The organism is Clostridium magnum DSM 2767, assembly GCF_001623875.1.
Classification (GTDB): Bacteria; Bacillota; Clostridia; order Clostridiales; family Clostridiaceae; genus Clostridium_AM; species Clostridium_AM magnum.
In genome coordinates this window covers 984,355-1,008,216 of record NZ_LWAE01000001.1, presented here as the reverse complement: position 1 = coordinate 1,008,216, position 23,862 = coordinate 984,355, and the positions used below count along the sequence as shown (strand labels likewise).

Annotated in this window: 20 protein-coding genes; 6 read left to right on the top strand and 14 right to left on the bottom strand. The window is 31.6% G+C overall.

Features of this window, described 5'->3' with window-relative positions:
- Nucleotides 1-3 precede the first annotated feature (3 nt).
- From CLMAG_RS04840 to CLMAG_RS04830, 3 genes are all read right to left on the bottom strand, one after another.
- Nucleotides 4-1,167, bottom strand: coding sequence for a DUF2800 domain-containing protein (locus tag CLMAG_RS04840; RefSeq protein ID WP_066618663.1), 1,164 nt, complete (start codon nucleotides 1,165-1,167; stop codon nucleotides 4-6).
- Nucleotides 1,168-1,530, bottom strand: coding sequence for a hypothetical protein (locus CLMAG_RS04835; protein ID WP_066618656.1), 363 nt, complete (start codon nucleotides 1,528-1,530; stop codon nucleotides 1,168-1,170).
- Between the two features lie 68 nt (nucleotides 1,531-1,598).
- The gene (locus CLMAG_RS04830; protein ID WP_066618651.1) at nucleotides 1,599-1,814 is read right to left on the bottom strand and encodes a helix-turn-helix transcriptional regulator; all 216 of its coding nucleotides are present in this window, start codon (nucleotides 1,812-1,814) and stop codon (nucleotides 1,599-1,601) included.
- A gap of 157 nt (nucleotides 1,815-1,971) precedes the next feature.
- On the opposite strand from CLMAG_RS04830, the gene CLMAG_RS04825 reads away from it, so the two are divergent.
- Together CLMAG_RS04825 and CLMAG_RS04820 are read left to right on the top strand one after the other, a co-directional pair.
- Nucleotides 1,972-2,379, top strand: coding sequence for a helix-turn-helix domain-containing protein (locus CLMAG_RS04825; protein ID WP_066618648.1), 408 nt, complete (start codon nucleotides 1,972-1,974; stop codon nucleotides 2,377-2,379).
- Between the two features lie 41 nt (nucleotides 2,380-2,420).
- Entirely contained in the window at nucleotides 2,421-2,933 is a 513-nt protein-coding gene (locus CLMAG_RS04820; RefSeq protein ID WP_066618645.1) for an ImmA/IrrE family metallo-endopeptidase, read from the top strand.
- 46 nt (nucleotides 2,934-2,979) lie between these two features.
- Here CLMAG_RS04820 and CLMAG_RS04815 read toward each other — a convergent pair whose 3' ends face one another.
- The 7 genes from CLMAG_RS04815 to CLMAG_RS04785 all read right to left on the bottom strand — a co-directional run bounded on the left by CLMAG_RS04815 (nucleotide 2,980) and on the right by CLMAG_RS04785 (nucleotide 14,511).
- Nucleotides 2,980-4,635, bottom strand: a complete 1,656-nt coding sequence (locus tag CLMAG_RS04815; RefSeq protein ID WP_066618643.1) for a DNA cytosine methyltransferase — start codon at nucleotides 4,633-4,635, stop codon at nucleotides 2,980-2,982.
- A gap of 281 nt (nucleotides 4,636-4,916) precedes the next feature.
- Nucleotides 4,917-6,995, bottom strand: a complete 2,079-nt coding sequence (locus CLMAG_RS04810; protein ID WP_066618641.1) for an AIPR family protein — start codon at nucleotides 6,993-6,995, stop codon at nucleotides 4,917-4,919.
- A gap of 12 nt (nucleotides 6,996-7,007) precedes the next feature.
- Complete coding sequence (locus CLMAG_RS04805) at nucleotides 7,008-7,943, bottom strand: PD-(D/E)XK motif protein (protein WP_066618638.1); 936 nt, start codon at nucleotides 7,941-7,943, stop codon at nucleotides 7,008-7,010.
- Nucleotides 7,933-10,680 (bottom strand): Z1 domain-containing protein, encoded by a 2,748-nt coding sequence (locus CLMAG_RS04800; RefSeq protein ID WP_066618635.1) that lies wholly within the window; start codon nucleotides 10,678-10,680, stop codon nucleotides 7,933-7,935. The genes CLMAG_RS04805 and CLMAG_RS04800 overlap by 11 nt, the downstream gene beginning before the upstream one ends.
- Nucleotides 10,673-12,139 carry an ATP-binding protein gene (locus CLMAG_RS04795; RefSeq protein ID WP_066618625.1) on the bottom strand — a complete coding sequence of 489 codons (1,467 nt, stop codon included), beginning with the start codon at nucleotides 12,137-12,139 and terminating at the stop codon, nucleotides 10,673-10,675. The genes CLMAG_RS04800 and CLMAG_RS04795 overlap by 8 nt, the downstream gene beginning before the upstream one ends.
- A 455-nt stretch (nucleotides 12,140-12,594) precedes the next feature.
- Complete coding sequence (gene rlmD, locus CLMAG_RS04790; protein WP_066618623.1) at nucleotides 12,595-13,950, bottom strand: 23S rRNA (uracil(1939)-C(5))-methyltransferase RlmD; 1,356 nt, start codon at nucleotides 13,948-13,950, stop codon at nucleotides 12,595-12,597.
- A gap of 3 nt (nucleotides 13,951-13,953) precedes the next feature.
- Nucleotides 13,954-14,511 carry an RDD family protein gene (locus CLMAG_RS04785; protein WP_066618621.1) on the bottom strand — a complete coding sequence of 186 codons (558 nt, stop codon included), beginning with the start codon at nucleotides 14,509-14,511 and terminating at the stop codon, nucleotides 13,954-13,956.
- Nucleotides 14,512-14,701: 190 nt separating this feature from the next.
- Here CLMAG_RS04785 and CLMAG_RS04780 point away from each other — a divergent pair, with 190 nt between their 5' ends.
- The 3 genes from CLMAG_RS04780 (at nucleotide 14,702) to CLMAG_RS04770 (ending at nucleotide 18,229) form a co-directional block, all read left to right on the top strand.
- A complete protein-coding gene (locus CLMAG_RS04780; protein ID WP_066618618.1) occupies nucleotides 14,702-16,564 on the top strand; it encodes an LTA synthase family protein in 1,863 nt (620 codons plus the stop codon).
- 169 nt (nucleotides 16,565-16,733) lie between these two features.
- The gene (locus CLMAG_RS04775; protein ID WP_066618609.1) at nucleotides 16,734-17,489 is read left to right on the top strand and encodes a TSUP family transporter; all 756 of its coding nucleotides are present in this window, start codon (nucleotides 16,734-16,736) and stop codon (nucleotides 17,487-17,489) included.
- Between the two features lie 98 nt (nucleotides 17,490-17,587).
- Nucleotides 17,588-18,229, top strand: a complete 642-nt coding sequence (locus tag CLMAG_RS04770) for a 5-methyltetrahydrofolate--homocysteine methyltransferase (RefSeq protein ID WP_066618606.1) — start codon at nucleotides 17,588-17,590, stop codon at nucleotides 18,227-18,229.
- Nucleotides 18,230-18,270: 41 nt separating this feature from the next.
- Here the strand turns inward: CLMAG_RS04770 and CLMAG_RS04765 are convergent, their stop codons facing one another.
- A complete protein-coding gene (locus CLMAG_RS04765) occupies nucleotides 18,271-18,615 on the bottom strand; it encodes a hypothetical protein (protein WP_175562175.1) in 345 nt (114 codons plus the stop codon).
- Nucleotides 18,616-18,739: 124 nt separating this feature from the next.
- Between CLMAG_RS04765 and CLMAG_RS04760 the strand changes: the two genes are divergently transcribed.
- On the top strand, nucleotides 18,740-19,630 hold the full coding sequence (locus CLMAG_RS04760) for an MBL fold metallo-hydrolase (RefSeq protein ID WP_066618601.1): 891 nt from the start codon (nucleotides 18,740-18,742) through the stop codon (nucleotides 19,628-19,630).
- A 281-nt stretch (nucleotides 19,631-19,911) separates the two neighbouring features.
- Here CLMAG_RS04760 and bcaP read toward each other — a convergent pair whose 3' ends face one another.
- The 3 genes from bcaP to CLMAG_RS04745 form a co-directional block, all read right to left on the bottom strand.
- The gene (bcaP, locus tag CLMAG_RS04755) at nucleotides 19,912-21,330 is read right to left on the bottom strand and encodes a branched-chain amino acid transporter BcaP (protein ID WP_066618599.1); all 1,419 of its coding nucleotides are present in this window, start codon (nucleotides 21,328-21,330) and stop codon (nucleotides 19,912-19,914) included.
- 429 nt (nucleotides 21,331-21,759) lie between these two features.
- Nucleotides 21,760-22,812 (bottom strand): YncE family protein, encoded by a 1,053-nt coding sequence (locus CLMAG_RS04750; protein WP_242872927.1) that lies wholly within the window; start codon nucleotides 22,810-22,812, stop codon nucleotides 21,760-21,762.
- A gap of 11 nt (nucleotides 22,813-22,823) precedes the next feature.
- A complete protein-coding gene (locus CLMAG_RS04745; protein WP_066618596.1) occupies nucleotides 22,824-23,831 on the bottom strand; it encodes a phosphodiester glycosidase family protein in 1,008 nt (335 codons plus the stop codon).
- Nucleotides 23,832-23,862 lie beyond the last annotated feature (31 nt).

Genomic DNA, 23,862 nt, shown 5'->3' with positions numbered 1-23,862 from the left:
TCCTTATTCCTCCTTGAAATCTGCTTCTGCAGTATTATTTATTTCTGGTCTTTTATCTTCCTCTGGTACCAAAACTGGCTTACCACTTGGCTTTTCAACAAGGTCTTTTAATAATTCCTTGAACTTGTTTTTACCTATAGCTTTTTCCATAGCTGTAATTGTAAGAAGTGATTTAGCGTAGATTTTATCTTCCTCAAAACCTGCCTCTATTAAAGCCTTAGCAACTGCAGCTTCATCAACATATTTTCTAATGCTTCTCCCCTCAACAATTTTAAAGCCTTCCCACCTTTTACCCTCATTTATTGCTTTATTAAAGGCATATTCCTTAATATCTGATGCATATTTTTGAAGTTCATCTATGCCCTTAAGTACCTCTACTATTTCTTCATCTGTAAGAAGGACTGCTTCCTTAAACTCTAAAGCCGCTAATTTCATATTTTCCTCAGCCCTTACTCTACAAGTATGTCTTACTCTACAAAACCTGCAATGCTGTCCTGATTTAAATTCACCCTCGCCTTTTATGGCAAGTTCCGCTTTAGGTTTAACTTCCTCTTCAGCCCATTTCAATAGCTCTTCTACAGCTATTTCATCAGTAGATATGTTATCAAGTCTTGGCTGCACTATGGTCATTTTTACAGTACTAATATCATAAAGACATTCAAACTGCTGAATTGCACCTAAAGCATATAAACGCATCTGTGTATTTCCTATAGCTGATACAGGAACTCCTTGACCAAACTTTAGATCTACAATCTCAAGAACAGCATCAGTTATAAGCACTAAATCTCCTGTTCCAAATCCTTCAGGAACCCATGAACTATAATCAAATTTCATTTCTACCATAGTTACTGCATCCTTTGTACTTGCTCTTGCTTCATTAATTTTTTCAATAGCAAAGTCTACATAAATTTGAACATATTCCATAAGTTCTTTTGAATAGAAGGAATCTTGCTTTAACTTTTTAAGTTCTTTATTAAACTGTGTTTTCTTTAAATTACCTAGATAGTAGTTGATGTGAAGCTCTGCTAATGCATGAGCAAAGGTTCCTTCTTTTGCATATTCACTATTTTCCTCTTCAACGGTTTCTTCAAGTCTTACAGAGGGTGGACACTGCATCCACCTACTTGAGCCTGAAGCTGAAAGTAATGCGTGTTTTTTCTCTGTCATTTATATTTCCTCCGCTGATTTTAAAAGTTCAGGATATTTTTCTTTTGGAATATCAGTGAGCTTATTTACACCAAAGCTTTTTATTAATGCTTTAACTGCAGCTTGCTTACCATTTTGAGATAAGCTTGATAGCTTAGACCTCACTTCTTCTAAAGTAATTGGCTTTGGAGCTTCTTCTTTTTTCTCATCTTTGCCTGCTTGTACTATTTCTTCACTTTTACTTTCAGCTTTAATTTCGGTAGTCTGTCCTTCTTTTACTGATGTAGCAGTATCTAGTTTCATTTGTGGTAGTGCTTCTGCTAAAGCTAATAATGCATTCATAATATCCGGAGAATCAATTTTCACTTTAATATTGATATCCATCCAAAACACCTCTTTCTTAATCTTTATTTAAAATTTTTTTACAACTCTAATCGAATATTTTTGTATATTTATTGCACATTTTGTTCTTTACCAGAGTAAAAAAATAGGTTGTCCACTGTTGTTCCGAACAAATCTGCAATTCTTTTAGCAAGTGCAAATCCTGGCATCCTTCTATTATTTTCAATCATATTAACATAGTCTTTGCAGATACCAAGTTTCTCTGCTAGCTGTACTTGCGACATTCCTTTAAGCTCTCTGTATGTAACAAATACCTTGTTTTTCATAATTTTCTCAACCCCTTCTCTGTTCGTATGACTAAATTATACCGAACGATTTGTTCAATGTAAATCGAACAAAAAGTTTTTTTGAACATTTTTTTCGACAAATTGACGTTTATCGAACAATTTGTTATTATAATATTAGAAGATGGAGGTGAATCTTATGCTATTTGGTGATAGAATTAAGCAGCTTAGAGAGAATGCAGGTATGACTCAAGCTGAGCTTGGTAAATTAGTTGGTGTTTCAGATAGAGTTCTAGGATATTATGAATCCAATGAAAGATTCCCTAGAAAACAAGAGGTAATTTCAAAATTTGCATCAGTATTTAATGTTTCAGTTGATTACCTTCTTGGCACTGATGGTTCCTTTATGCAGGATGCGGGTGAGGCATATGGAGCTATAGGACACAAGCAAGCACAAGGTGTATTAAAAAATGTAGAAATGTTATTTGCCGGGGGAGAATTAATGGAAGAGGATAAAGATGAAGTTTTTAGGATAATTTCAGAGCTTTACTTTGACGCAAAAAAGAAGAATAAGGAGAAATACGGCAGAAAGAAAAAAGACAAATAAATTATTCTTTTTCTTATAAGCACCTAGGGGGAGGGTGGAGAATGAATTGTTCAAATATTTCTAAATGCGCCAACAACCTAATAAAAACTTATGAAACTAATAATCCATTCAAAGTAGCTGAATATCTTGGAATTGATTTAAGATATAAAAAGCTTCAAAACTTAAAAGGGTTTTATACTTATATTCTTAGGAATAGGTATATAGTTATTAATGATAATATAGATGAGATAAGTGCTAGAGTTGTCTGTGCTCATGAAATTGGCCATGACCGCTTCCACAGAGGTCTTGGAATTAATATGTTCCAAGATAAACTATGTGTATCCTTGAAAACCTCTACACCTGAGATACAGGCAAACTACTTTGCAGCAGAATTTCTTATTTCAGATAATAATTTTTTTGAGTTAGCATCTGAAAAATGCACCTATGATCAAATAGCTAGTTTATTAGGTGTCCATACTGAACTTGCAATGATAAAGGCACAGATATTAAATAGTAGAGGCTATAAATTAAATGTTCCTTTTGTACCACAGGCTAATTTTTTAGGGAAGATATGACTAAAACCACCGACTGTTGCAAATCGGTGGTTTATTTATTATAAGTCTACTTTTTAACGATTATGTCTATTAATTTTTCATTTGTTTCATCACCAAGTAGCTCTAATAATTTTTCAGCAATTACCCTACCAAGTAATGGCGGAACTGCATTACCGATTTGTTGATATTGAGCATCTTTAGTACCACAAAATACAAATGTATCTGGAAAAGACTGCAGTCTTGCTACTTCTCTTATACTAATAGCCCTATCCTTTTCGGGATGTATCCACATAGATTTTCTGGCGTTTAGAACTGTTCCTGATGGTGATCCATATTTTAAACGTAAATATATAGTATTTTGTGTTCTTGATGGATCACTATATGTTGTTTTTAAATTTTCACTTAGATTATGAAAGTTTTGTCCTGGTTGTAAATTCCTAAACCGTTCCAAAGCAGTATCTCTTGTATCCGTTATGACATGATTATATACTAACTCTCCCTTATTTAGGTATTTTTGCAAAGGATTTAACTCTTTAATTTCTTTAATATCTTTTTGAATTGGTTTGGACTCTACCATTACTGTAGTTTGATATTGAGCTAAATCTGCTATTGCATCTCTTATAGTATAAAACTCATCTGGTGACTTAAGTATAGGTTGAGGCAACTCTACTTTGTCACTTTTTAAATATTCATTCTTGACACCTATGATAATAAACCGTTCCCTACTTTGAGGCACTCCATAATTTACTGCATTCAAAACTCCACATTCCACAATATATCCCATAGATCTAAATTTTTTAAGAACATATTCAATAATATTATAAGTATTAACTATGATACATATATTGCTCTTTTCAGCAACCATACCTATTAACGTAATATTATAATCCCTAATCTCCTTCATTTTATAAATAGCTTTTTGAGTTTCTATTATTATTTTTAATGAATCTCTAAGCTTCTCAAATTCATCATCGGATGTTAAAAATGTATTTAATCGTTCTTTAGTTTCAAGAAAGACTTCTTCATATTCTTTACTCCAAAAATTCAATTTGAAATCATCCCAGCTATTTAATATCTTTTCTATTGACTTTTCGTGATTTTCAAGATATTTTTCTAACTGTTTTGATGTTTTAGAGTTGCGATAAATAGTATTTATTTTAATATAATTCTGTTGTTCTAATAAATATTCTCCTAACACATCTTCTTGCTTTAAAAAATCTATAAACTCATCTGTGCAAATTGTTGCTTCTGCAATTGTTATAATTTCTTCCTGCAGACAAACTCCTAATTTTTCAACAGTTCTTTTATCTTTGTCACTACAAAAAAATTTATGTTTGCTAGAATTAATCATCTTGACATTTTCCATAACAAAAGCTTTAGGTTTAAGTTGTTCAACTGCCCTAATATATTCATTTACTAATTGATTATTACCACAAATTAACTCATTTTTTTGCCGATTAGCATTTGAAAATCCTTGGCAAGGTGGTCCACCTATTATAATATCTATATCACCATATTTTTCTTTTATAGATTTATATTTGCCATTTGTAATTTGTGTAATATCTGATTCTATTTCAGCACCTGGATGATTTTTTTTATAGGTTTCTTGAGCATGTTTATTGTGTTCAACAGCAATTTTTATATCAAATTTCCCAGTTTCCTGAAAGCCATAACTTAAACCTCCCGCACCGGCAAACAAATCTATTGTTGTGTATTTTTTCATTGTATACTCACCCTATAAAATATTCCTTTCCCTAGTTGATTATCTCCTGTTTATTCCTATAAACTAACAATTTCAAAAGAATAACTATGAAGATTTACAGTAAAGTATATAAAACATTCCAATAATTAGATACAACAATCCTATTGTAATCCACTAACATAATAGCAGAAATATCTTAAGTAGTAAAGCAATACAAAAATTGAATTTCTTAACTCGCATTAATATATTAATACCTTACAAATTGATCATAATATCTTAAGAAGTAACTCTTTTGTGATAATTTAATATATTTTATAACCTTCTGAATTAACCTGTTCAAGAAGTTCTATTAACTTTTTACTTTGATGTGAATTGGGCAATTTTATAGGCATTTGTATTGCTAATTTTAATGCTACTATTACATCTGTAGTAACTAATTTCTTTGCTATTGCAAAATCCATAACATTCTTCCAGTTTTCTGAGCCATATTCCAAAACTTTTGTTTGAGCTTCAATTCCAGAAATCATTTTTTGATCTTTTCTTGCATTTTTTTCTGCCGATTTAATTTCAATTTTATCAACTAAAACTTTTTCTATTTCGGCATTTAATAATATCTTATTATCTTTTACTTTTGTCCAGCACGTTTCTCTTTTGCACCATTGTGTTACATTTATAGTTTCTCTTTTGGGATCTGTTATAGTTTCAAATACAGCTTTCGTAATATTAATTAATTCATTAGTTATTGCTTCTGGCACTGACTGACGATTCCATATAATTTGCAAATCAACTTCCTTTTCTGGAAATTGAGATTTTATTAATTCTTGTAACAGAGCAATAGAATATGTAACAATGTTGGCCCTATATCCTTGCTCATACCATGCCTGATGTGTAACTATATATTCAGTATGCTTAAATAGTATCATCAGTGCCACAGACTCCTGAAAATACTTCTCATTAAATCCTACATCAGAATTTAACCATTCTGTATCAACCCATTCCGCAAAATTCATAAAGTTAGTTTGTGCTCCTCGACTAACTATATGAGGTAACCCTCTCCATGAATTCCGAACTTTTGCAAAATCTGTTTTCGTAATTAATTGTTTTTTAGGATGTTGTGCAACAAACTTATTTTTTTCAGACTTTGTCATACGCATTTGAGCTTGCAAATATTGTCCTCTTGCCCTTTCATAAAACCATCGTGTGTCATACTGCAACCCACCAACTGCTGGAGCAAATAATCTTCTTGAAATTTGCTCCATTCTTACATGAAACGGATGTGTAGAAAAAAAGTCAGCATCACTTACTTTATTCTGACTATTAGAGGATCTAGAAATATTTCTTATTAAATCTGCTGATTTATCTAGATCTGTATCTATCTCAGTTATTTTCATTTGAACAAACACACTTTCAAGATTTACTTTATCTTTATGTCGTGCATTAGATAGTGAAGCCGTTGTTTGTCCACCATTTATTATTTGAAAATCTTTTGCGAAAGTAATATATTTTCCATCATCAAAATTCTCTATAACTAAATCCATAGCTGTTGCTGAAACGCCATTATTAAAAGCAAAAAACATATTGGGTGCTTTTAAAATAGTTTCTCTAATTTTCTTATTTACGGCTACTTTGGTTGATAGAAACGATCTTACATTACCCTCGAGTAATTGACTTCCAAAATAATCATAAATATCTGCTAGTGCATGTCCAGGCATTATACACAAAAAACTTCTGTATTCATCTGTTGTTGCACCACTTGCTTCAAGGCATGGTATTCCCTTTCTTGTATACGCTTTAAAATCAATTTCAATATTTTGCCTTCCCATATCAGAGAAACAAACTTTGAACAATCTCTCAATATCCCAAATTTGACATTCCACTTGAACATCATCAATGTTTTTTGATGGTAGTACATCTATACGATCACTCATATATCCATCGGTAATCAACAATAATCTATATTTTCTAATTCTACTTCTATTTGTTCGTAATAGCTCAACTAAATCTGCACAAGGAGTACTTATCTCTATTTCCTTGTATAGCTTATTACCATATGCTTCATCTACAAAATGAAGTAGCCTATCAAATATTTGTATTGCCTGAGAGCGTTTTACAACTCTATTCTCTTCACTCCCAGAATAATCAGCTATTATAAGATTCATGGTATAATCAAACTCATCAAGAACATATCCATCAATCCTAAATTTCCTATTACTTTTTCCAGTGCCCATAAAAAAAGATGGTATGAAATCTGGCAAAACTTCTGCACTAATTAAGTATTCTGTTGAAACTTTTACAAAAGCAGCTACCGTGCCTTCACCAACAGTAGCCGCTGTTGATTTTATGTCTTCCAAAAAATCCTTGCGAAAATCTTGCATATCCATATTCATCCACTCCTATTTTATTCTCCAATCTTCAATTGATGCTAAACTAATGTTATATTTAGCCGATATTATTTGCGATGGGATATTTGATTTAATAAGTCTTGGAAAGTTATCATCAATCCTATACTCATTTTTACCACCAGATTTATATCTCTGTTCATTATATTCTTTTCTATCAACATATCCATATTTAAAAAGTTTATTTTCAAATATTTCTCTAGCTTTTATGTTATTTGTAAACACATTTCTTAATTGCTCAACTTTTTCTACTAATGTAAAACCTATTGTATTTTCAGATGCTGTTTTATCTAAAAAATATACACAAATCCAACCTGGTAATTCCGCATCTAATTGTTCTTTAGAAGATATTGATATACTATCTGTCGATATTCCTGTGCACTTAATCTCTGTCCAGCCATTAGCATATACGAAATCTTGATCTGCTCCATCCGGTCCAATCCATCCATCTATAGCTACTTGAATGTCCATGCCATTTTCTATATTTTCTTGTAGAAACAGCATTTCTCCTATAAGCCCTTTTCTACAGGCATCATCCATAAGGTCAGCCCGTTGATGCTCCATCAACTTAAGCCATTTATTATATCTTTCAATAATATAATCAACTGTAGCAAGTCCTAATGATTTATCACGAGAAGATTCTATAATATCCCAGCATAAATGAGTAAATACATCCTCATTATCCTTCTTGATTAATCGAAAAGAAATTGCCCATTTGCCATCCACTCTTTGTCCTGTTGAAGCAATTATTGATTTAGAGGACGAAATATTGCCAGGGTCATTATCAGTTAATAAAAGAATTGTTTTTTGATTTATATCTTCATAGCCGATATACCATTCAAGCGGATGAGTTTCATCTATTCTTTTATAGCCACCACCATAAAATGGAATTTCATTCCATTTTTTTATCAATTCCTTATTAGATAACATCTTCATCATCCTCATCTTCATCAATTTCAATCCAATTTCTTAAATCTACCATATTAACAACATAACTAGCAACCTCTGTCCCTTTATCTGTAGCTGGAAAACCAACACCTAAAGCAAAAAGATATTTAGGTATATTTTGAGATAAGTCCTTACCATCTTCTGCCAAGCATTCAAGCACGTGTAAGAACAATATTGGGTTTCTTCCTTTAATCAGATAACCACTATCTGAAACTGACTTATTTTTTCCATGTATTTTAGCAAACTCTTCCTTAGCCTTTTCTATTTCTTTTTCTGATAACCCAATCTTTGTAGATCCACCAGCTCCAACTTTCACTTTTGTACCACTAATTTTTATCATTTTATTATCTTCCGTAATTGTACGTATAGCAGGTAAAATTTCAATATCGTTATACGCCCCTGTCAAAGTATACACATTTGTACTTGATCCTTGTGGTATTGCCACATCCCATTCTACTAACTCGCTACTACCCTCAATATAATCAGCAAGTGCTCTACCTTGAAAAGATAAATGCCAAGGATGTGTATCAAAATTTCTTAATAAATTTACAACCAAATCCTTTGGGATACCCTTCCAAAACTTAGCATTTTGTGGTATCTTTACTACAGTTCCAATGCTATCTAAATTTGCTACAAACAATTTGAAAGCTTTTTCATTTGACTTCAAAATATTAACATCATTTTTTAATCGCGGTGTTTCCAAAAGTCTACCTGACACAGTGATTGGTCTACTAACTTGAGTTGCTGTTCTCATTTTATTTCTAGCTGTAGCTATTAAAGAATTTGGATCTTGTCGAACCTTCAGCCCAAACTCAGACGGTGTTTGATTAACAGCTCTCATTCTTGCTATCTCTAGCTTTAATTCATTTGATGCTTCAGTGATATATCCATACCAATCTACTGCATCTTCAGCCATCCATATTTTAAATAAATCAGCATAGTTTTCTCTATATCCAAACCATCTTCCCATTTGTAATAAAGTATCATACATTTGTGAGTTTCTATAAAAATAACTTACACACAAACCTTCAAGTGTTAATCCACGAGATAAACTATTACCGCCTACAGCTATTACTCTAAATCCATCAGTTTTATGTGCATAATAGTCTAAACTTGCCGAACCTGTCTTTTGATTTACAGCACGTACATCAATAGGAGTTACTGCTTTATATAAAAACACTTGCTGTAAGTGCAGCCAAGTGCAGCCTGCAATATCTTCCAAATTATACTTATCCCAAATTGCTTTTAGAAATCGGACTGAATATATTTGACCTGACTCTTCTTCATCAAGTGCTGCATAGTTTCTCAATTCAGACCTAACCTTTATTAACCATTCATTTACTAACTCACTTATTTTTGTTTGAATATCTGTAAATCTACTAACATTTATCAACATAGATCTATGCTCTGTATTATCTCCACGTAAATCTCTTATTGCATTTACAATCATAAAATACCCTATTGCTTCAAACATACTTGGTGGTAAATCATAAACATCATCATCTTTTTTATGGTTAAATGGGAGAAAATTATTCATTTCTTCATTTTCAATTTCTATAACAGAATTAGTGTATGTTGCATTATTGCCAAAAATAGCATCAGCTCCTATATAATTAGTTGGAGGTGACAATGCATATATAAAATCTCTTGGAAACAAGTCGTCTCCAATCATCTCATCTTTTGTCTCTGGATTAATAAAAATATTTGCAAAAGGGGTTGCTGTTATACCCAAATATGATGCTTGATAGAAGCTATTTAATATATTTCTAATAGCTGAGTTTATGGCAGCTGGATTCTGATCCTCTTTTTTAGTATTTACAGAAGCGTTGTCAGCTTCATCATCTATTAGAAGTAGTGGCAAATCTATTTTATTATTCATATCTGCATTATTCGACACTAGCCATCCTTGTAAATTATTTAACACTTTTTTATTTTTTTTCACAACAAAGATAGCAGGTTCACTTATGTTTGCTAATGTTAAATCATTACTTTTCAAAATTACTGAATTAAAATCTGTATTCACGGAAGTAAAACATGAAATTCGTTTATGTGGATTAATTCTACCAACACCAAAAGGTGTATTTTTTATTATTTGATCAGCCTTTGGGTCTAATAAATATTTACTTCTCCTTCCTGCAAATTCAGTATCTAATCGTTCCTGAGTTTGTATTCTTAAATTTTCCATCATCCCAGCCAAAACTATGATAACTTTATACCCACAATCTGCTGCTTTATTACAAATAGCAGTGAAATTTGCTGTTTTGCCTGACTGCACATCTCCAAGTACAAGTCCTCTCCTTTGAAAAGAATTTGTAGTGTCTTTAGGATCACCCAGTAAATCCACGATTTCATCTGAAACTTTATCCAATGTTGCAGTAACTCTTGTATTCCACCTTTTTTCATCTTCAAGGTATTTTTTATATCTATCCCAGTAAAAGAAATCAATATTAGCCCGTCTTGCTGGTAACCAAGATTGGTGCTTACTATTTGGATCATAGATATATACTCCATCATCCATAATAATAACCATTGAAGCCTTCAGTTTTCTTAATATATATTCATATTCCTCGTCTGTTACAGGTGAAGTAGCCTGTATCATATTTCTGATATCATTTGCTTCTTTTATAAATTGAGCTTCAGTTGGTGGAATTTCTTTATACTTTGTGTTTATAGACGCAGAAATAAACCTTTCTAACATTTCCATATTGACTTTATTCATTTTGTTTTGCTCCTTTAAATTTGCAATTTATAACTTCTTTATATTCTAAAAACGGTTCAGTAACAACCAATCTTTCTAGCAGTTCCTCCCTCTCAAAATTATTCCTGCATCCTGACAACAATTGAGTCAATATATCGATTGTTGCGTCTTCAGAAATTTTTACCTCATTTTCAACTCTCTCATCGCTTATTAAATCTACGTATAATGAGTTTAACGGTAAATTACCCTCTATTTGCAGAAGTAACTGTTCTAACAATTGTTTAGCCTCTACACTAATAACTTGTAATTTTTCTAGTAACGGATAATCTCTATTAATCCGGTAAATAATCCCATTCTGTCTTGTTCTTATCCTATTCCAAATATGAATTTTTGAATCATCTGTTTCTTTTTTGCCTCTATATGTCCAAGTTCTTTTACTTCCTTCAGAAATTTTTTCAATGATATTCCCTAAATTTTTTCGTATCTCCTCTGGTGGTATTGCTGTTGACTTTTTTATGTCTAGTGCCCATAGATCATCAAGTGAATTAGGAATATCAACCTGAACTCTTGCAAGTTTTGACAATTCTCCTTGCCTCATTAATCTAAACCAAGTTGCCCAAACAAGTAATCTTTTGTTTCTATAAACATAAAATCCTTGTTTCCTCCTTAAACCATCCTTACCACCCAGTTCTTTAATTTCAGATTCTGATAACTTCGAAGTATGTGGTAATATATATGGTCTAACAATTACGCTCTGTTCTCTAATAATTATTGACTCATCATCCATTAATTGAATGCTTTTCTTTGCTAAAAAAGGATCGGTAGCTTTAACATTATTATTATTTATAAATATATCAATTTTTTTTAATCCTTGTTCACCTGATAAAAACCTATGGAAAACTAATGATAAATGTTCTCTGACTATATCCATCTTCAATCCAAAGGATGTAACAAAATCGATTTCTCCAATGATTAATCTGTCAAGATTCTGCCAAACTACAATTGTTCCATTACCATATGTACTAAGTTCACTAAATTGTGGCATTTGTTTAATTTCATCATCTTCAAGAATAATAAGAGACCACTCTCCAGTTTGCAATACATAATCAATATCCCATCTTCTACCAGACAGCTCCCCATTCTTTAAACTAATTACTGTTAATTTCCTACATTGAGATAATGATGCAGTTTTAAGACCAAGTCCAAATCTTCCTAGATCATTAGAGTCCCTTTCCTCATTTGGATTTTTACTTCCATATTGCATAGCTACATTAAGTTCATCTCCTGTCATACCTTCTCCATTATCCAAAATCGAAATATATGGCTGTCCTACAGGGAAAAACTTAATATTAATTGTAGATGCTTGTGCAGTAATGCTATTATCTATAATATCTGCAATTGCAGCTTCAAGAGAGTAACCAATTGCTCTTGTAGACTCCATAAGAGTTGGAGCATATGGCGGCAAATTAATAGTTCTCATAGTACACCTCAAACTTATGAATATTAAACCTTTTTATGAATATATTTACACTGTAGACATGTAGATATATTATTAATTGATTATGTAAGTAAGCAGCATAGGCTTTAATCTGCTTTTAAATAAATAATAACTTAAATAAATAATTTCATTAGTAAAAAATAATGCAATTATATTATAATCCTTATTATTTCAATTTTCCATAAAATTGGACAAATAATTCAATCTTTATATAATTATTTCATTTTTTAAAACTCATATCTTTCCTAATAGAATAGATGTTTGTTTTTTCATTTATTCTATATAAACACGCAAAACCTATACCTTAACGCAAATGTCCTTATTTCTGCGTATTTGTACAACCCCCTAACACAAAAATTCCCTCAAACCGTAGTCTGAGGGAACATAAAACACACTTCAATATTTACTTAAAATCCTTCAAAGCCTTTGATATCAGCCTATTTCTTAACTAGCTTAACTACTGTCTCAACGTGTGGTGTATGAGGGAACATATCCATAAGCTTAACCTTTTCCACCTTATATCCCGCCTTTTGCAATACCTCAAGATCTGTAACTAAAGTCTTAGGATTGCAAGATACATAAACTATGTCCGATGCATTAAATTTTATAACATAATTCAATGCTACAGGATGGACTCCTGGTCTTGGTGGATCCAAAATTATAACATCAGGTTTATCTTTAACAGTTTTAATAACCTCTGCTACATCACCTGCGATAAACTCGCAGTTTGAAAGACCGTTAAGCTCTGCATTTTCATTGGCAGACTTTACAGCTTCTTCTATAAGTTCGATTCCCAAAACTTTCTTAGCCTTAGGTGCTACAATCTGTCCAATTGTACCTGTTCCACAATAAAGGTCAAAAACTACTTTAGATGATGCATCGCCTAAAAAGTCTTTAACTATACTGTAGAGTTTTTCAGCTCCCTTTGAGTTAGTTTGGAAAAAAGACTCAGGAGCTATTTTAAATTTAAGACCTAAAAGTTCTTCTATTATGTAATCTCTTCCATAAAGTATATCTACGCTATCTGCCTGAACTACATCTGAAAAGCTATCATTAAAAGTATGTAGTATACCCTTAAGTTCTCCTTTATAATTTAAATTCTTAAGTATCTCTGTAATTTCTTCATAATTAAATTCCATTTGTGAAGTAGTTACTATATTTATTAATATTTCACCTGTGTTACTGCCTTTTCTTATAACAAGATTTCTTAGGTAACCTTCACGCTTCATTATTCTATAGTAGGGAAGCTCTTTTTTTCCAAAGTAGTTAACAACAGTATCTAATATGTTTCTAAAGTCGTCGTCTACTATTTGGCACTTATCAACATTTACGATACTGAAGCTTCTTCCTTTCATATGCATTCCTAAAGTGAGTTCTCCACCCTTTTCTAAATCTCCAAAGGAAAACTCCATTTTATTTCTATATTCAAACTCTTCTGGGCTTTTTTCTATACCTAAAAATTCAAAGTTTTCAGTACCTGAATTATGTAAAAGCTCTAGAACCTGCTGTGATTTTAATTCCAACTGATTTTCGTAAGGTAAAAATTGCGTAGTACAGCCACCACATGCATTAAAATGTGGACATATTGGTTCTACTGCATGATTTACATTTTCTATGACTTCCAGAACCTTTGCTTCAGCGTATTCCTTCTTCTTCTTTGTAACTCTAGCCCTTACCTTCTGTCCCGGCACTGAATTTTTTATAAATACTTTCAGTCCATCTAATTCTGCTACTCCTGTACCAGGAAATTGAGTTCTATCTATATGAAATTCGTATTCGTTGCCTTTTCTCAATTCTTATTCTTCCCTTTCTTTAACTTCTAATTTGCTAAACCTCTGTCCTAAAGTTTTGCCATCTTTTAATTTTTTCATTAAAACTGGATATAAAACTAGTATTATTAAAAATGTTATTATATATACACCTTTAAGATCTACAACATAATATCCAAGTATAAGTCTCATTAAAGCATCAAATAAATATAAAGCTGCAACAGATGCTACTGCTGTTACTGCTGTATCAATAAGTGCTGCTTTAAAAGTATTTAAAGCTCTTTTATTTGTTTTTTTATCTACCTTTACTAATTGTGTTTCATCACTAGTAATCAATTTTCTCTCATCACTATCTTCTTCTTTTGTATCATCAAGAACGCCTGAAGCTATCTGCCCTAAAGCCTTCTGTTCTTCTCTTAATTTTCTATCCTCAGCCGCTTTTTCTAAAAGTGCCCTCTCTAGAGCAGCTCTTTCAAAGGCTTTTGTTTCTTCCAAATTTTTAGTTCTTAATTCTTCTAAAAATTCCTTTTTAGCTTCTTCTTCATCTATCAAAATGTGTTCTAAAGATTCTTCTTTCTCTCCCATTACCAAATTCCTCCTAGTATTTTTCACTTAATATAACAACTATTATTATGCTATACTATTTCACTTATGTAAATAGCTATCATAGATGATTTATTTTTGAAACAATTTATTAACATTTTATTTTGCAAATATACATATATTAGTTTTATAATTTAATGTGGTACAAAATTTATACTTTGGAGGACTTAAAATGGATAAGATAAATACTTTTATTCGTACATATATAGATTTAATTTTATATATTACATTAATGCTAATAAAAGTTATTATATATGGCAGTGAGATGCGCGCTGAGTATTTCTCCTATACTTCACTATTTTCACCAGTACTTGCATCTCTTTTATTTCTTGCGGCTATATCAGTTATTTTAAATAGAAAAAAAAGAATAGGTTTTCTATACATATGCAATTTACTTATAACTTTATTTATAATCGGCGACCTAACTTACTTTAGGTATTTTAAGGACGTAATATCTATACCTATTTTAATAAGCGGGCTCCAATTAGGTGCTGTAAAATCCAGTGTTGCTAGTCTTTTTAAATTCACTGACTTAATTTATGCTGCAGACTTTATATTTATACTTCCACTAGTAAATCGATATAAATATAAAAATGGGTTAGATGTGCGAAAATCCTTGAGCTTTTCCCTCTTTCTAGTCTTTTTCGTTATAGGATTAAGTATTAATGTTAAAGCCTTTTACTCTCTATCAAAAGAGCAACCAAGACTTTTAAGTACAATGTATAATAAGGTCTACATTGTTAGAAAACTAGGTATACTTAATTATCACTTTTTAGATTTCTATAATTCTATGTACTCTAGTATAAATAGAAGAATTCCTGTGTCAAAAACAAAAGAGGCAGAAATAAAAACATTTTTACAAAATAATAGCACTAACACTTATAACCTAAGCGGAGCAGCCCAGGGTAAGAACTTAATTATGATTCAGGTTGAAGCTCTTCAAGACTTCACAATAAATAGTAAAATAAATGGCCAAGAAATAACTCCAAACTTAAATAAATGGGCTACTCGCAGTGTTTATTTTAATAACATGTATTACCAGATAGCTGCAGGAGGAACCTCTGATGCAGAATTTATGACAAATAACTCCTTATATCCTGCACCCTCAGGTTCAGCTTACTTTTTATACTCCAGCAATGAATTCAACTCTATGCCAAAGAACTTTAAAGCTTCTGGCTATAACACTGCGGCATTCCATGGTTATAGAGAAACCTTTTGGAATAGGAATGTAATTTATAAACAATTTGGATTCAATAACTATTATAATGAAAATGATTATAATATTGATGATAATGTAGGCTTGGGACTAAGTGACAAATCTTTCTTTAATCAATCCATTGACAAGTTGAAAAGCTTAAATAGCCCCTACTACGCCTTCTTAATAACACTAAGCAGTCATTTTCCTTATGATGATCCCTCAAAGTATGGTGACTTTAACGTAGGAGCTTACGAAGGCTCTCTTTTAGGAGATTACCTAAAGGCTATACATTATACAGATGTACAGTTAGGAATGTTTCTAGATAAATTAGATAGTGAAGGTATATTGAAAGACTCTGTAGTAGTGCTATATGGCGATCATTATGCTATTACTAGAAATCATGAAAAGGAACTAAGCCAGTTTTTGAATAAAACCTCTCCTATGTCAGATATAGAATGGGCTAAACTTCAAAAAATCCCTATGATGATTCATTTTCCAGACGAATCAATAAAAGGTGTAAATAGTATTAATGCAGGACAAATGGATATATATCCAACAATCTGCAATCTATTTAATTTGCCAAGTAAAAACTTAATGGGTAAGGATCTATTTAATTCAGAGCAAAAAAATGTAGTTTTTAGAGACGGATCCTTTACTGATGGAAACTATTATTATTTATCTCAAACTGATACCTTTTATGATATGTCAACAAATAAAAAAGTTGAGGAAAATGAAGACTTGAAAAACAAAAAAGAAAATGCTATAAACCAACTAGAATACTCTGATGCTATTTTAAAGCACAATTTATTGAAAAAGTTTGAAAGTAGTTCTGATTGATATTAACGGTTTTATTAATATTTATCATATAGGTATAAAGAACATGAAGTAAAACTTGAATCAGATAGGATTTAAAACTTATCTGATTCAAGTTTTACTTCATTATACTAAATTTCTATGTTAAAATTAAACATATACAAGTGACTTAATTATAGTAGGCGGTGTTTTTATGACTATGAATTTAATATTTTTATGTACAGCGGGCTTTTTTGCAGCTTTTATTGACTCTATAGCAGGCGGTGGTGGTCTTATAAGTGTACCTGCCTTTTTAATAGCAGGTATTCCTCCTCATTTAGCCTTAGGCACAAATAAGTTTTCCTCTTCTTGTGCATCATTTACTAGCTCACTGAAGTTTGCACAGTCAGGAAAAGTAGATTTTAATATCATAAAATTATTAGCTCCTTTTACACTGATAGGAGCTATTTTGGGAGTAAATACAGTACTTAGTATAGATGCAAAATATGTAAATATAATTGTAGTTGTACTTCTATTACTTGTAGGGGCTTACAGCCTATTCTCAAAAACTATAGGCATGGAGGATAAATTTAAAGGTCTTAAGAAAAAAAGCATATTTTTGGGTATGCTTCTTGCGTTATCAATGGGATTTTATGATGGTTTTTTCGGACCTGGTACAGGCTCCTTTTTGATTTTTGGACTTATATCCATATATGGTTTTGATTTTGTACGTGCTGGTGGTAATGCAAAAGTTCTAAACTTTGTAAGTAACATTACCTCCCTAGTAATGTTTGCAATAAGTGGACATATCGATTATAAAATCGGTATACCTGTGGCCATATTTATGATAGTTGGAGCAAAGTTTGGTACAAAAATAGCACTTACTAAGGGGGCTAAACTTATGAAACCAATATTTGTTACAATGTCTTTAGCTGTTGCTGTAAAGATGCTATATGGAATTATGAACTAAAAGCTGAATTAGATAGAGTTTCAAACAAACTCCACCTGATTCTCAATTGAACGCACTAGTAGTGGTTAAATTTTGCATTTTCTTGGGGAGGTTTACTTATGGAAATAGTATTGGACTTTGACTTTAAATTGGACAAAAATATAGTAATAAACACTTTAAAGTCCTATTGTGAATTTATAACTGATGAAGAAATTAGCTCTATGTATGAGAAGTTACTACCTATTCTATATAGTTCTGTACAGCCGGCTGGAGTCTTCACCATAACACCAAAAGATGAAGATTTTACTTTTGATGTAGTTCAGGATTGTAATCATATAGTTTATTGTGTTATTACTATGGGGGATAGATGTACCGATGAAGTTAATAAACTATTTAATTTAGGTAATATGAAGGAAGGAATGGTACTAGATGCTATGGCTACTTCATATTTATTTGAAATTAGTTCGCAGTTATTTAATCATGTTCTTAATAAGAGTAATGAACTAGGAATGGGTCTTAGCTGCAGGATTGCTCCAGGGGATGGGGAGATTCCGTTATGGTATCAAAAGAATATATTAGATAAATTAGATGCAGGTAATTTTTTAGGTATTTATATGGTAGATGACTGTATGCTTTCTTCGCTAAGGTCTATGGCTTATATTTATGGTGCAGATAAGAAAAGAGAGTTCAGTAAAAAGGACCATGACTGCAGCAAATGTAATAATAGAGACTACTGCAGCATGCGAAAAGTATCTAGTTAGCAAACTCTATGTATATAAAAAATCCAGGATAACCTGGATTTTTAATTATATTTTTTATATTTTGTTTTCGCAGCTTTTCTACTTCTTACTTTTTTATATATCATGTCTGAAGTTATGGCAAGAAGTAAAAAGGCTGATAACAATATCTGCATTTTTTCTCCAAAGGCTGGATTAAGGTAAACCATCAACTGAATCATTAACAACATCATTCCAGAAATAATAAGAAAATTTATTTTAAAGCCAATATATTTTTTATCAATACCCTCTCTGTCAAGTCTAAGCTTTTTTCTAACAGCTGTGCTATATTTCATTCCTAAGCCCTGAATAAGACCGGTAACGCCAAGTAGCGTCATCAAATTGTTCATCAAAGCACTGTTTGGATCCATTAATTTCATCCTCCTAATTTTAATTATCAAAAATAAATATTATAATTCATTTAATAACTTATAAAAGATTATATCATGTATATTTATATTATACAAACAAATCATAGGCGAAGGAGTGATTTTTATGTCGTTAAATAAAATTAAAGGAAATAGTTACTACATAAGTGCTACTACAAACTGTGGAATTTTTGTATTCAAAAATAAAAATTGTCTTCTAGTAGACACTGGAATAAATAATACAGAAGCAAAAAAAATAGATCAGATACTTATAGAGAATAATCTTCATCCTAAATACATAATTAATACCCACAATCATCTAGACCATTGTGGTGGAAATACTTATTTTCAAAGAACTTATCCTGGATGTTTAGTATATACTTCACTAAAAGAAAAACTATTCATGGAAAATCCTGAATTTCAAGCCTCTATACTATCATCCTCATCACCTATTAAAGGAATAGATAAAAGCAATAAGCCTATAACTGTAGATTTTGTACTAGACTATGGCACAAATAAAATTAATGACGAAAAATTTGAAGTAATCTCTTTAAAAGGTCACTCTATAGAGCAGATTGGAATAATTACACCGGAAAAGGTATGTTTTCTCGGAGACTCAATATTTAGTGAGGAAATACTAGAAAAGTATTCTTTTCCTTATCTTTACGATATTGAGGAGAGTATTAGTACTTTAAATCTCTTAAAAAATGTTGATGCAGATTACTTTGTAATAAGTCATTGTAACGATGTGCTAACTAGGGATCAAATTATAGCTCTTGTGGATAAAAACTTAGAAAACATAGAGAATTTTAAGAATCAAATATTAGATCTACTAGATCAGCCTTTAACCCGTGAAGACTTACTGGAGAATATAACAATTTTAAATGATCTGTCTCTTAATTTCTATCAATATCATTTAAATTTCGGGGGTATCTCAGCTTTTATAACATATCTCTACTCAAAAGGGCTGATCAATTATTCAATTGAAAACGGAAAATTATACTACTTCAAAAATTAGATAAGTTAAGAGTTGAAAATTAAGAGTTATGGATGATTTTCTTTCGCTAAAGCTACAGAAAATCTAAAATATAACACCATTGGAGCTTTGCTTCAATAAACCTTAAATTAAAAATTTTTCGAAACAAGGTGGAGAAAAATTATCCTTTACTCTTAATTCTTAACTTAACCATAATTCTCAATTACTAATAACTTATCTTTGTGTACAAGTAAAGTTTCCACCTTGAAACCCTATAAAAAAAGGTTTCTGCATAACTTTGCAGAAACCTTCTTTTTCATATTTTAAGCCTTTGCTTTTGATTCATCTTCGAAATTCATTGCACTGTGTTTTCTACCATATCCAAAGTAAATCACAAATCCTACCAATAACCAAATTACAAATACCATTTTTGTAAAGTTTGGTAATTCATAAATTAGGTATAAACAGAATATAAGTCCTATAATCGGAACTGCTGGAACTGCAGGACACAAAAATGGTCTCTTAACATCCGGTCTCTTTTTTCTAAGAACTACAACTGAAACACAAACTACACAGAATGCTGCTAGAGTTCCTATGTTTGTCATTTCTGCAAGTCTTCCTATTTGAACAAATCCTGAAAGGATCATTGTCACAGCACCAACAAGCACAGTACTCTTCACAGGTGTTCCAAATTTCGGATCTATTTCTGCAAATACTTTTGGAAGTAATCCATCTCTTGATAATGAGAATAATACACGTGTTGCACCAAAAGCCATAACAAGTAAAACTGAGCTTATACCAGTAACTGCACCAACAGAAACTAATGCTGATCCCCAGTTAATTCCAACCTGTTGTAATGCATAAGCAACTGGAGCTGCATTATTATGGAAATTTTGATAAGGAACCATACCAGTTAATATACCTGAAACTACAATATATAATACTGTACATACTCCTAATGAAGCAAGTATACCTATAGGTAGATCTCTTTGTGGATTCTTAACTTCTTCTGCCGCAGTTGTAACTGCATCAAATCCAAGGTAAGCGAAGAATATGATTGCTGCCCCCTTGAATATACCACCTACACCATATGGTAAGAATGGGTTCCAATTAGCTGGTTGAACATGACCAGCACCAACAACTATAAATAGAATAACAACTGCTAGTTTAACTATAACAAGTACGTTATTTAACTTAGCACTTTCACTAACACCTTTAATTAGAAGTAATGTGATAACAAATAGAATTAATATCGATGGTAAATTTACAATACCACCTTTTTGTCCTGGTGCATTAGTTAATGCATCTGGAATATGTATTCCTGCGGAACTAAGTAACATTACAATATAACCTGACCATCCAACTGCAACAGCCGCAACTGCAACTACATATTCTAGGATAAGATCCCATCCTATAATCCACGCCCACAGTTCTCCTAACCCTACATACCCAAAGGTGTAAGCACTTCCGGCTACAGGAATCATAGCGGCAAGCTCAGCATAGCATAGCGCTACGAAAGCACAGGTAATTCCGCAAAATATAAATGATAACATAAGTCCTGGTCCTGCATAATCTGCTGCAGCAACTCCAGTAAGAACGAATATACCTGTACCTATGATTGCTCCGATACCAAGCATTGTAAGTTCAAATGCCCCTAGTACCTTTTTCAATCCTTTGCCTTGTGTCTGACCTATCATAGCTTCAAGCGATTTCGTTCTAAAAATAGATTGATTACTTGACATATATTACACTCCTTTCAAAAATAAAAAAATAAAAATAAAAATAAAAATAAAAAAATTAAAAAATTCCTTAATGTAGAATTTTTTAATTATCATAAATTATAACATACATTTATGGGAATCTTGTATTTGTTTGAATATTTAGAATACTAAAAATAAACCTCCTCTTTTTTTAACAAATCGGCTTGTACCAATACTTATAAGTTTTTTGTAAACTTTTACAAGTATAAAGTTTATATTTTTTTATTTTTGCCTTTAGCATGTTATTTTTTTGACCATTCAGAATGCGAACTATTCATTTTTCAGAATCATCTCTTTTTTTATAAAAATCAAGAATTATCTTCACCTCATCGGTTCCATAATACTGAAATACTGGAAATGAGAGCAAGGTTTTTTTGAATATTTGTCCTCTACTCTCACTAAATGTATTTCCTAAAATAGATTTCCTATAAGCTTCCCTTTGTCATTTGAAACCACGCCTAAGTTATATACCTGCACCAAGGTACCATCGTATTTTGTTTCTTTTCCTGTCTCAAGTTCTGTAACTACATTCATTGAGGGATTATTAATATATATCTTGCCATTTGTAGTTATGTATATATTATTCTTACTTGTTTCATGCTCTAGGGTTAGAATCTTCCATTCTTGCTTTCCAGTCTTCACATCACCTATGAAAATCTTTTTAACTTTCCCGTTTCCGCCATTGCCAACATAAACTCTGTCTTCGTTATCTGAAGCCAATAGATAGTGTGTTGCATTTTCTCCTGTAGCTATAGGATTAGTATTTCCAGCTATTCTTATTCTATTATAGGTAGTGTCTTCATAGATTAATTTATCCTCTTTATTAGCTACGGCTATTTTTCCTAGCTTACAGTTGACATATTTTGTTTCTTCCACTTGGGCCATTACATTAATACGATATATTCTGCTCTTTGCTCCTTCTTTCCCTACTTTAACGTAAGTTACATTTGTAGCAGTAGATAGAGCCATATCTAAAACCTCATATTTATCATCAGCTAAAGATATTTTCAACTCCTTATTTTTATCATTACTTAAGAAATTCTTTTCATCCTTCTTTGCATTATATGATTCAAACTTCAAATAATTTGAATTGTGACCATCATTATACTTTTCCGCAATCAACATTATATCTCTATCCGGTAGCCACTTATATGAAGAAAATTTTGCATTATCATCAATTTTTATTTCTTTCTTTTTATTATTTGAAGTGTCCACCACTTTTATTACGCCATCCTCATAATAGGAAATATAGTTTCCACTATAGGAAACTCCAATATTTTTCCCATCCTCAGAGACCTTCACATTAATTTTGTTAGCTTCTTTCTTCACCGTAGTATCAACCTTCATAGCATTAAAGGTTGTTTCAGCATTTAAATAGAATTGATCAATGTAAAGTAACCCTACTAACTCTAATGCTATAGGCATAATGGTCCATATAATTATTTTCCTAAGTCCTTTCATCATTACACTCTCCTCTAAGGTTTTACATATAAAGCGGTAGCAACAGTTCTCTCTCCATTCCAATCGCAAGGATTATTTATAATTTCCCCATTTAAATACATTGTAGAAGACGAACCTCCATCAAGATTACTTGCATTTACTACCCCTTGCTGTAAGAGTATATTTTGAACTTCCTTTAATGTAGCACCTGGTTTTAATCCAGTTCTTCCATCTATAACAAGCATTATAATAGTTCCATCACTTTTTTGACCAATAGCGGTTCTAGGATTAAGTCCCTCATCTTCAACAGCAACGGTTTTACCATTTATTACAAGAGAATTTCTAAAAGAAACTGCCTCTACTACATTTTTCTTTTTCAAATCATTTAGTGTATGGTCACCAACTATTAATGTTCCATCTGCTGTAAAAGCTGTAATATTAACTTTTTCATTGGCTTTCACATCACTATATATTACTTTGCCATCCGATATAACAAGCCCTTCAGGATATGCCCCTGTTCCAGCCCAAAGCTTACCGTTAGAGGATCTATCTGTAAATCCTCCTCCATTAATAGCTGCAACAGCTCCATTTTCCTCAGCTATTTCGCTAGTTCTTTGTCCTACCTCTCCAATCCTTTTAGTATATCCTATCTTTAATCTTGTTGGATCATTTATTTCTAAAATATATCCATCAAATTTTTTAGTATGTATATCATATCTATCTATTCCTTTATCCCCCGTATGTGCTACTTTAACTCCATTCAAATTCTCAACTTCACTGCTTGTTGTTTCACCTGTTTGTGAACTTTTTAAAATTTTACTTATTTCCTCTTGAGATAAAAAGGTTGTGGCTATATATTGATGTGTAAAGGTAGCCATAGCCGTTCCTACTATTGTTCTTTTTACATTTTCGAAAGGTCCATAAAATACAAACAGTGGCGTTGTAACAGTTACCACTATCAGTGTATAAATTAAAAAAGCTACAGTTGCTTTAATTGAGAGTTTTTTTCTTTTATTTATTTCTTTATTTTCAACTTCCTTCATATTTACCTCCAAGTTAATCAGGTATCTTCAC

Excerpts from the sequence above, each read along its gene's own strand:
- CLMAG_RS04775 (WP_066618609.1), top strand. The coding sequence starts at position 16,734 with ATGACTATGAATTTAATATTTTTATGTACAGCGGGCTTTTTTGCAGCT.
- CLMAG_RS04770 (WP_066618606.1), top strand. The coding sequence starts at position 17,588 with ATGGAAATAGTATTGGACTTTGACTTTAAATTGGACAAAAATATAGTA.
- CLMAG_RS04830 (WP_066618651.1), bottom strand. The coding sequence starts at position 1,814 with ATGAAAAACAAGGTATTTGTTACATACAGAGAGCTTAAAGGAATGTCG.
- CLMAG_RS04820 (WP_066618645.1), top strand. The coding sequence starts at position 2,421 with ATGAATTGTTCAAATATTTCTAAATGCGCCAACAACCTAATAAAAACT.
- CLMAG_RS04785 (WP_066618621.1), bottom strand. The coding sequence starts at position 14,511 with ATGGGAGAGAAAGAAGAATCTTTAGAACACATTTTGATAGATGAAGAA.
- bcaP (WP_066618599.1), bottom strand. The coding sequence starts at position 21,330 with ATGTCAAGTAATCAATCTATTTTTAGAACGAAATCGCTTGAAGCTATG.
- CLMAG_RS04745 (WP_066618596.1), bottom strand. The coding sequence starts at position 23,831 with ATGAAGGAAGTTGAAAATAAAGAAATAAATAAAAGAAAAAAACTCTCA.
- CLMAG_RS04825 (WP_066618648.1), top strand. The coding sequence starts at position 1,972 with ATGCTATTTGGTGATAGAATTAAGCAGCTTAGAGAGAATGCAGGTATG.
- CLMAG_RS04800 (WP_066618635.1), bottom strand. The coding sequence starts at position 10,680 with ATGAATAAAGTCAATATGGAAATGTTAGAAAGGTTTATTTCTGCGTCT.
- CLMAG_RS04780 (WP_066618618.1), top strand. The coding sequence starts at position 14,702 with ATGGATAAGATAAATACTTTTATTCGTACATATATAGATTTAATTTTA.
- CLMAG_RS04810 (WP_066618641.1), bottom strand. The coding sequence starts at position 6,995 with ATGGATATGCAAGATTTTCGCAAGGATTTTTTGGAAGACATAAAATCA.
- CLMAG_RS04760 (WP_066618601.1), top strand. The coding sequence starts at position 18,740 with ATGTCGTTAAATAAAATTAAAGGAAATAGTTACTACATAAGTGCTACT.
- CLMAG_RS04835 (WP_066618656.1), bottom strand. The coding sequence starts at position 1,530 with ATGGATATCAATATTAAAGTGAAAATTGATTCTCCGGATATTATGAAT.
- CLMAG_RS04805 (WP_066618638.1), bottom strand. The coding sequence starts at position 7,943 with ATGTTATCTAATAAGGAATTGATAAAAAAATGGAATGAAATTCCATTT.
- CLMAG_RS04840 (WP_066618663.1), bottom strand. The coding sequence starts at position 1,167 with ATGACAGAGAAAAAACACGCATTACTTTCAGCTTCAGGCTCAAGTAGG.
- CLMAG_RS04750 (WP_242872927.1), bottom strand. The coding sequence starts at position 22,812 with ATGATGAAAGGACTTAGGAAAATAATTATATGGACCATTATGCCTATA.
- CLMAG_RS04815 (WP_066618643.1), bottom strand. The coding sequence starts at position 4,635 with ATGAAAAAATACACAACAATAGATTTGTTTGCCGGTGCGGGAGGTTTA.
- CLMAG_RS04795 (WP_066618625.1), bottom strand. The coding sequence starts at position 12,139 with ATGAGAACTATTAATTTGCCGCCATATGCTCCAACTCTTATGGAGTCT.
- CLMAG_RS04765 (WP_175562175.1), bottom strand. The coding sequence starts at position 18,615 with ATGGATCCAAACAGTGCTTTGATGAACAATTTGATGACGCTACTTGGC.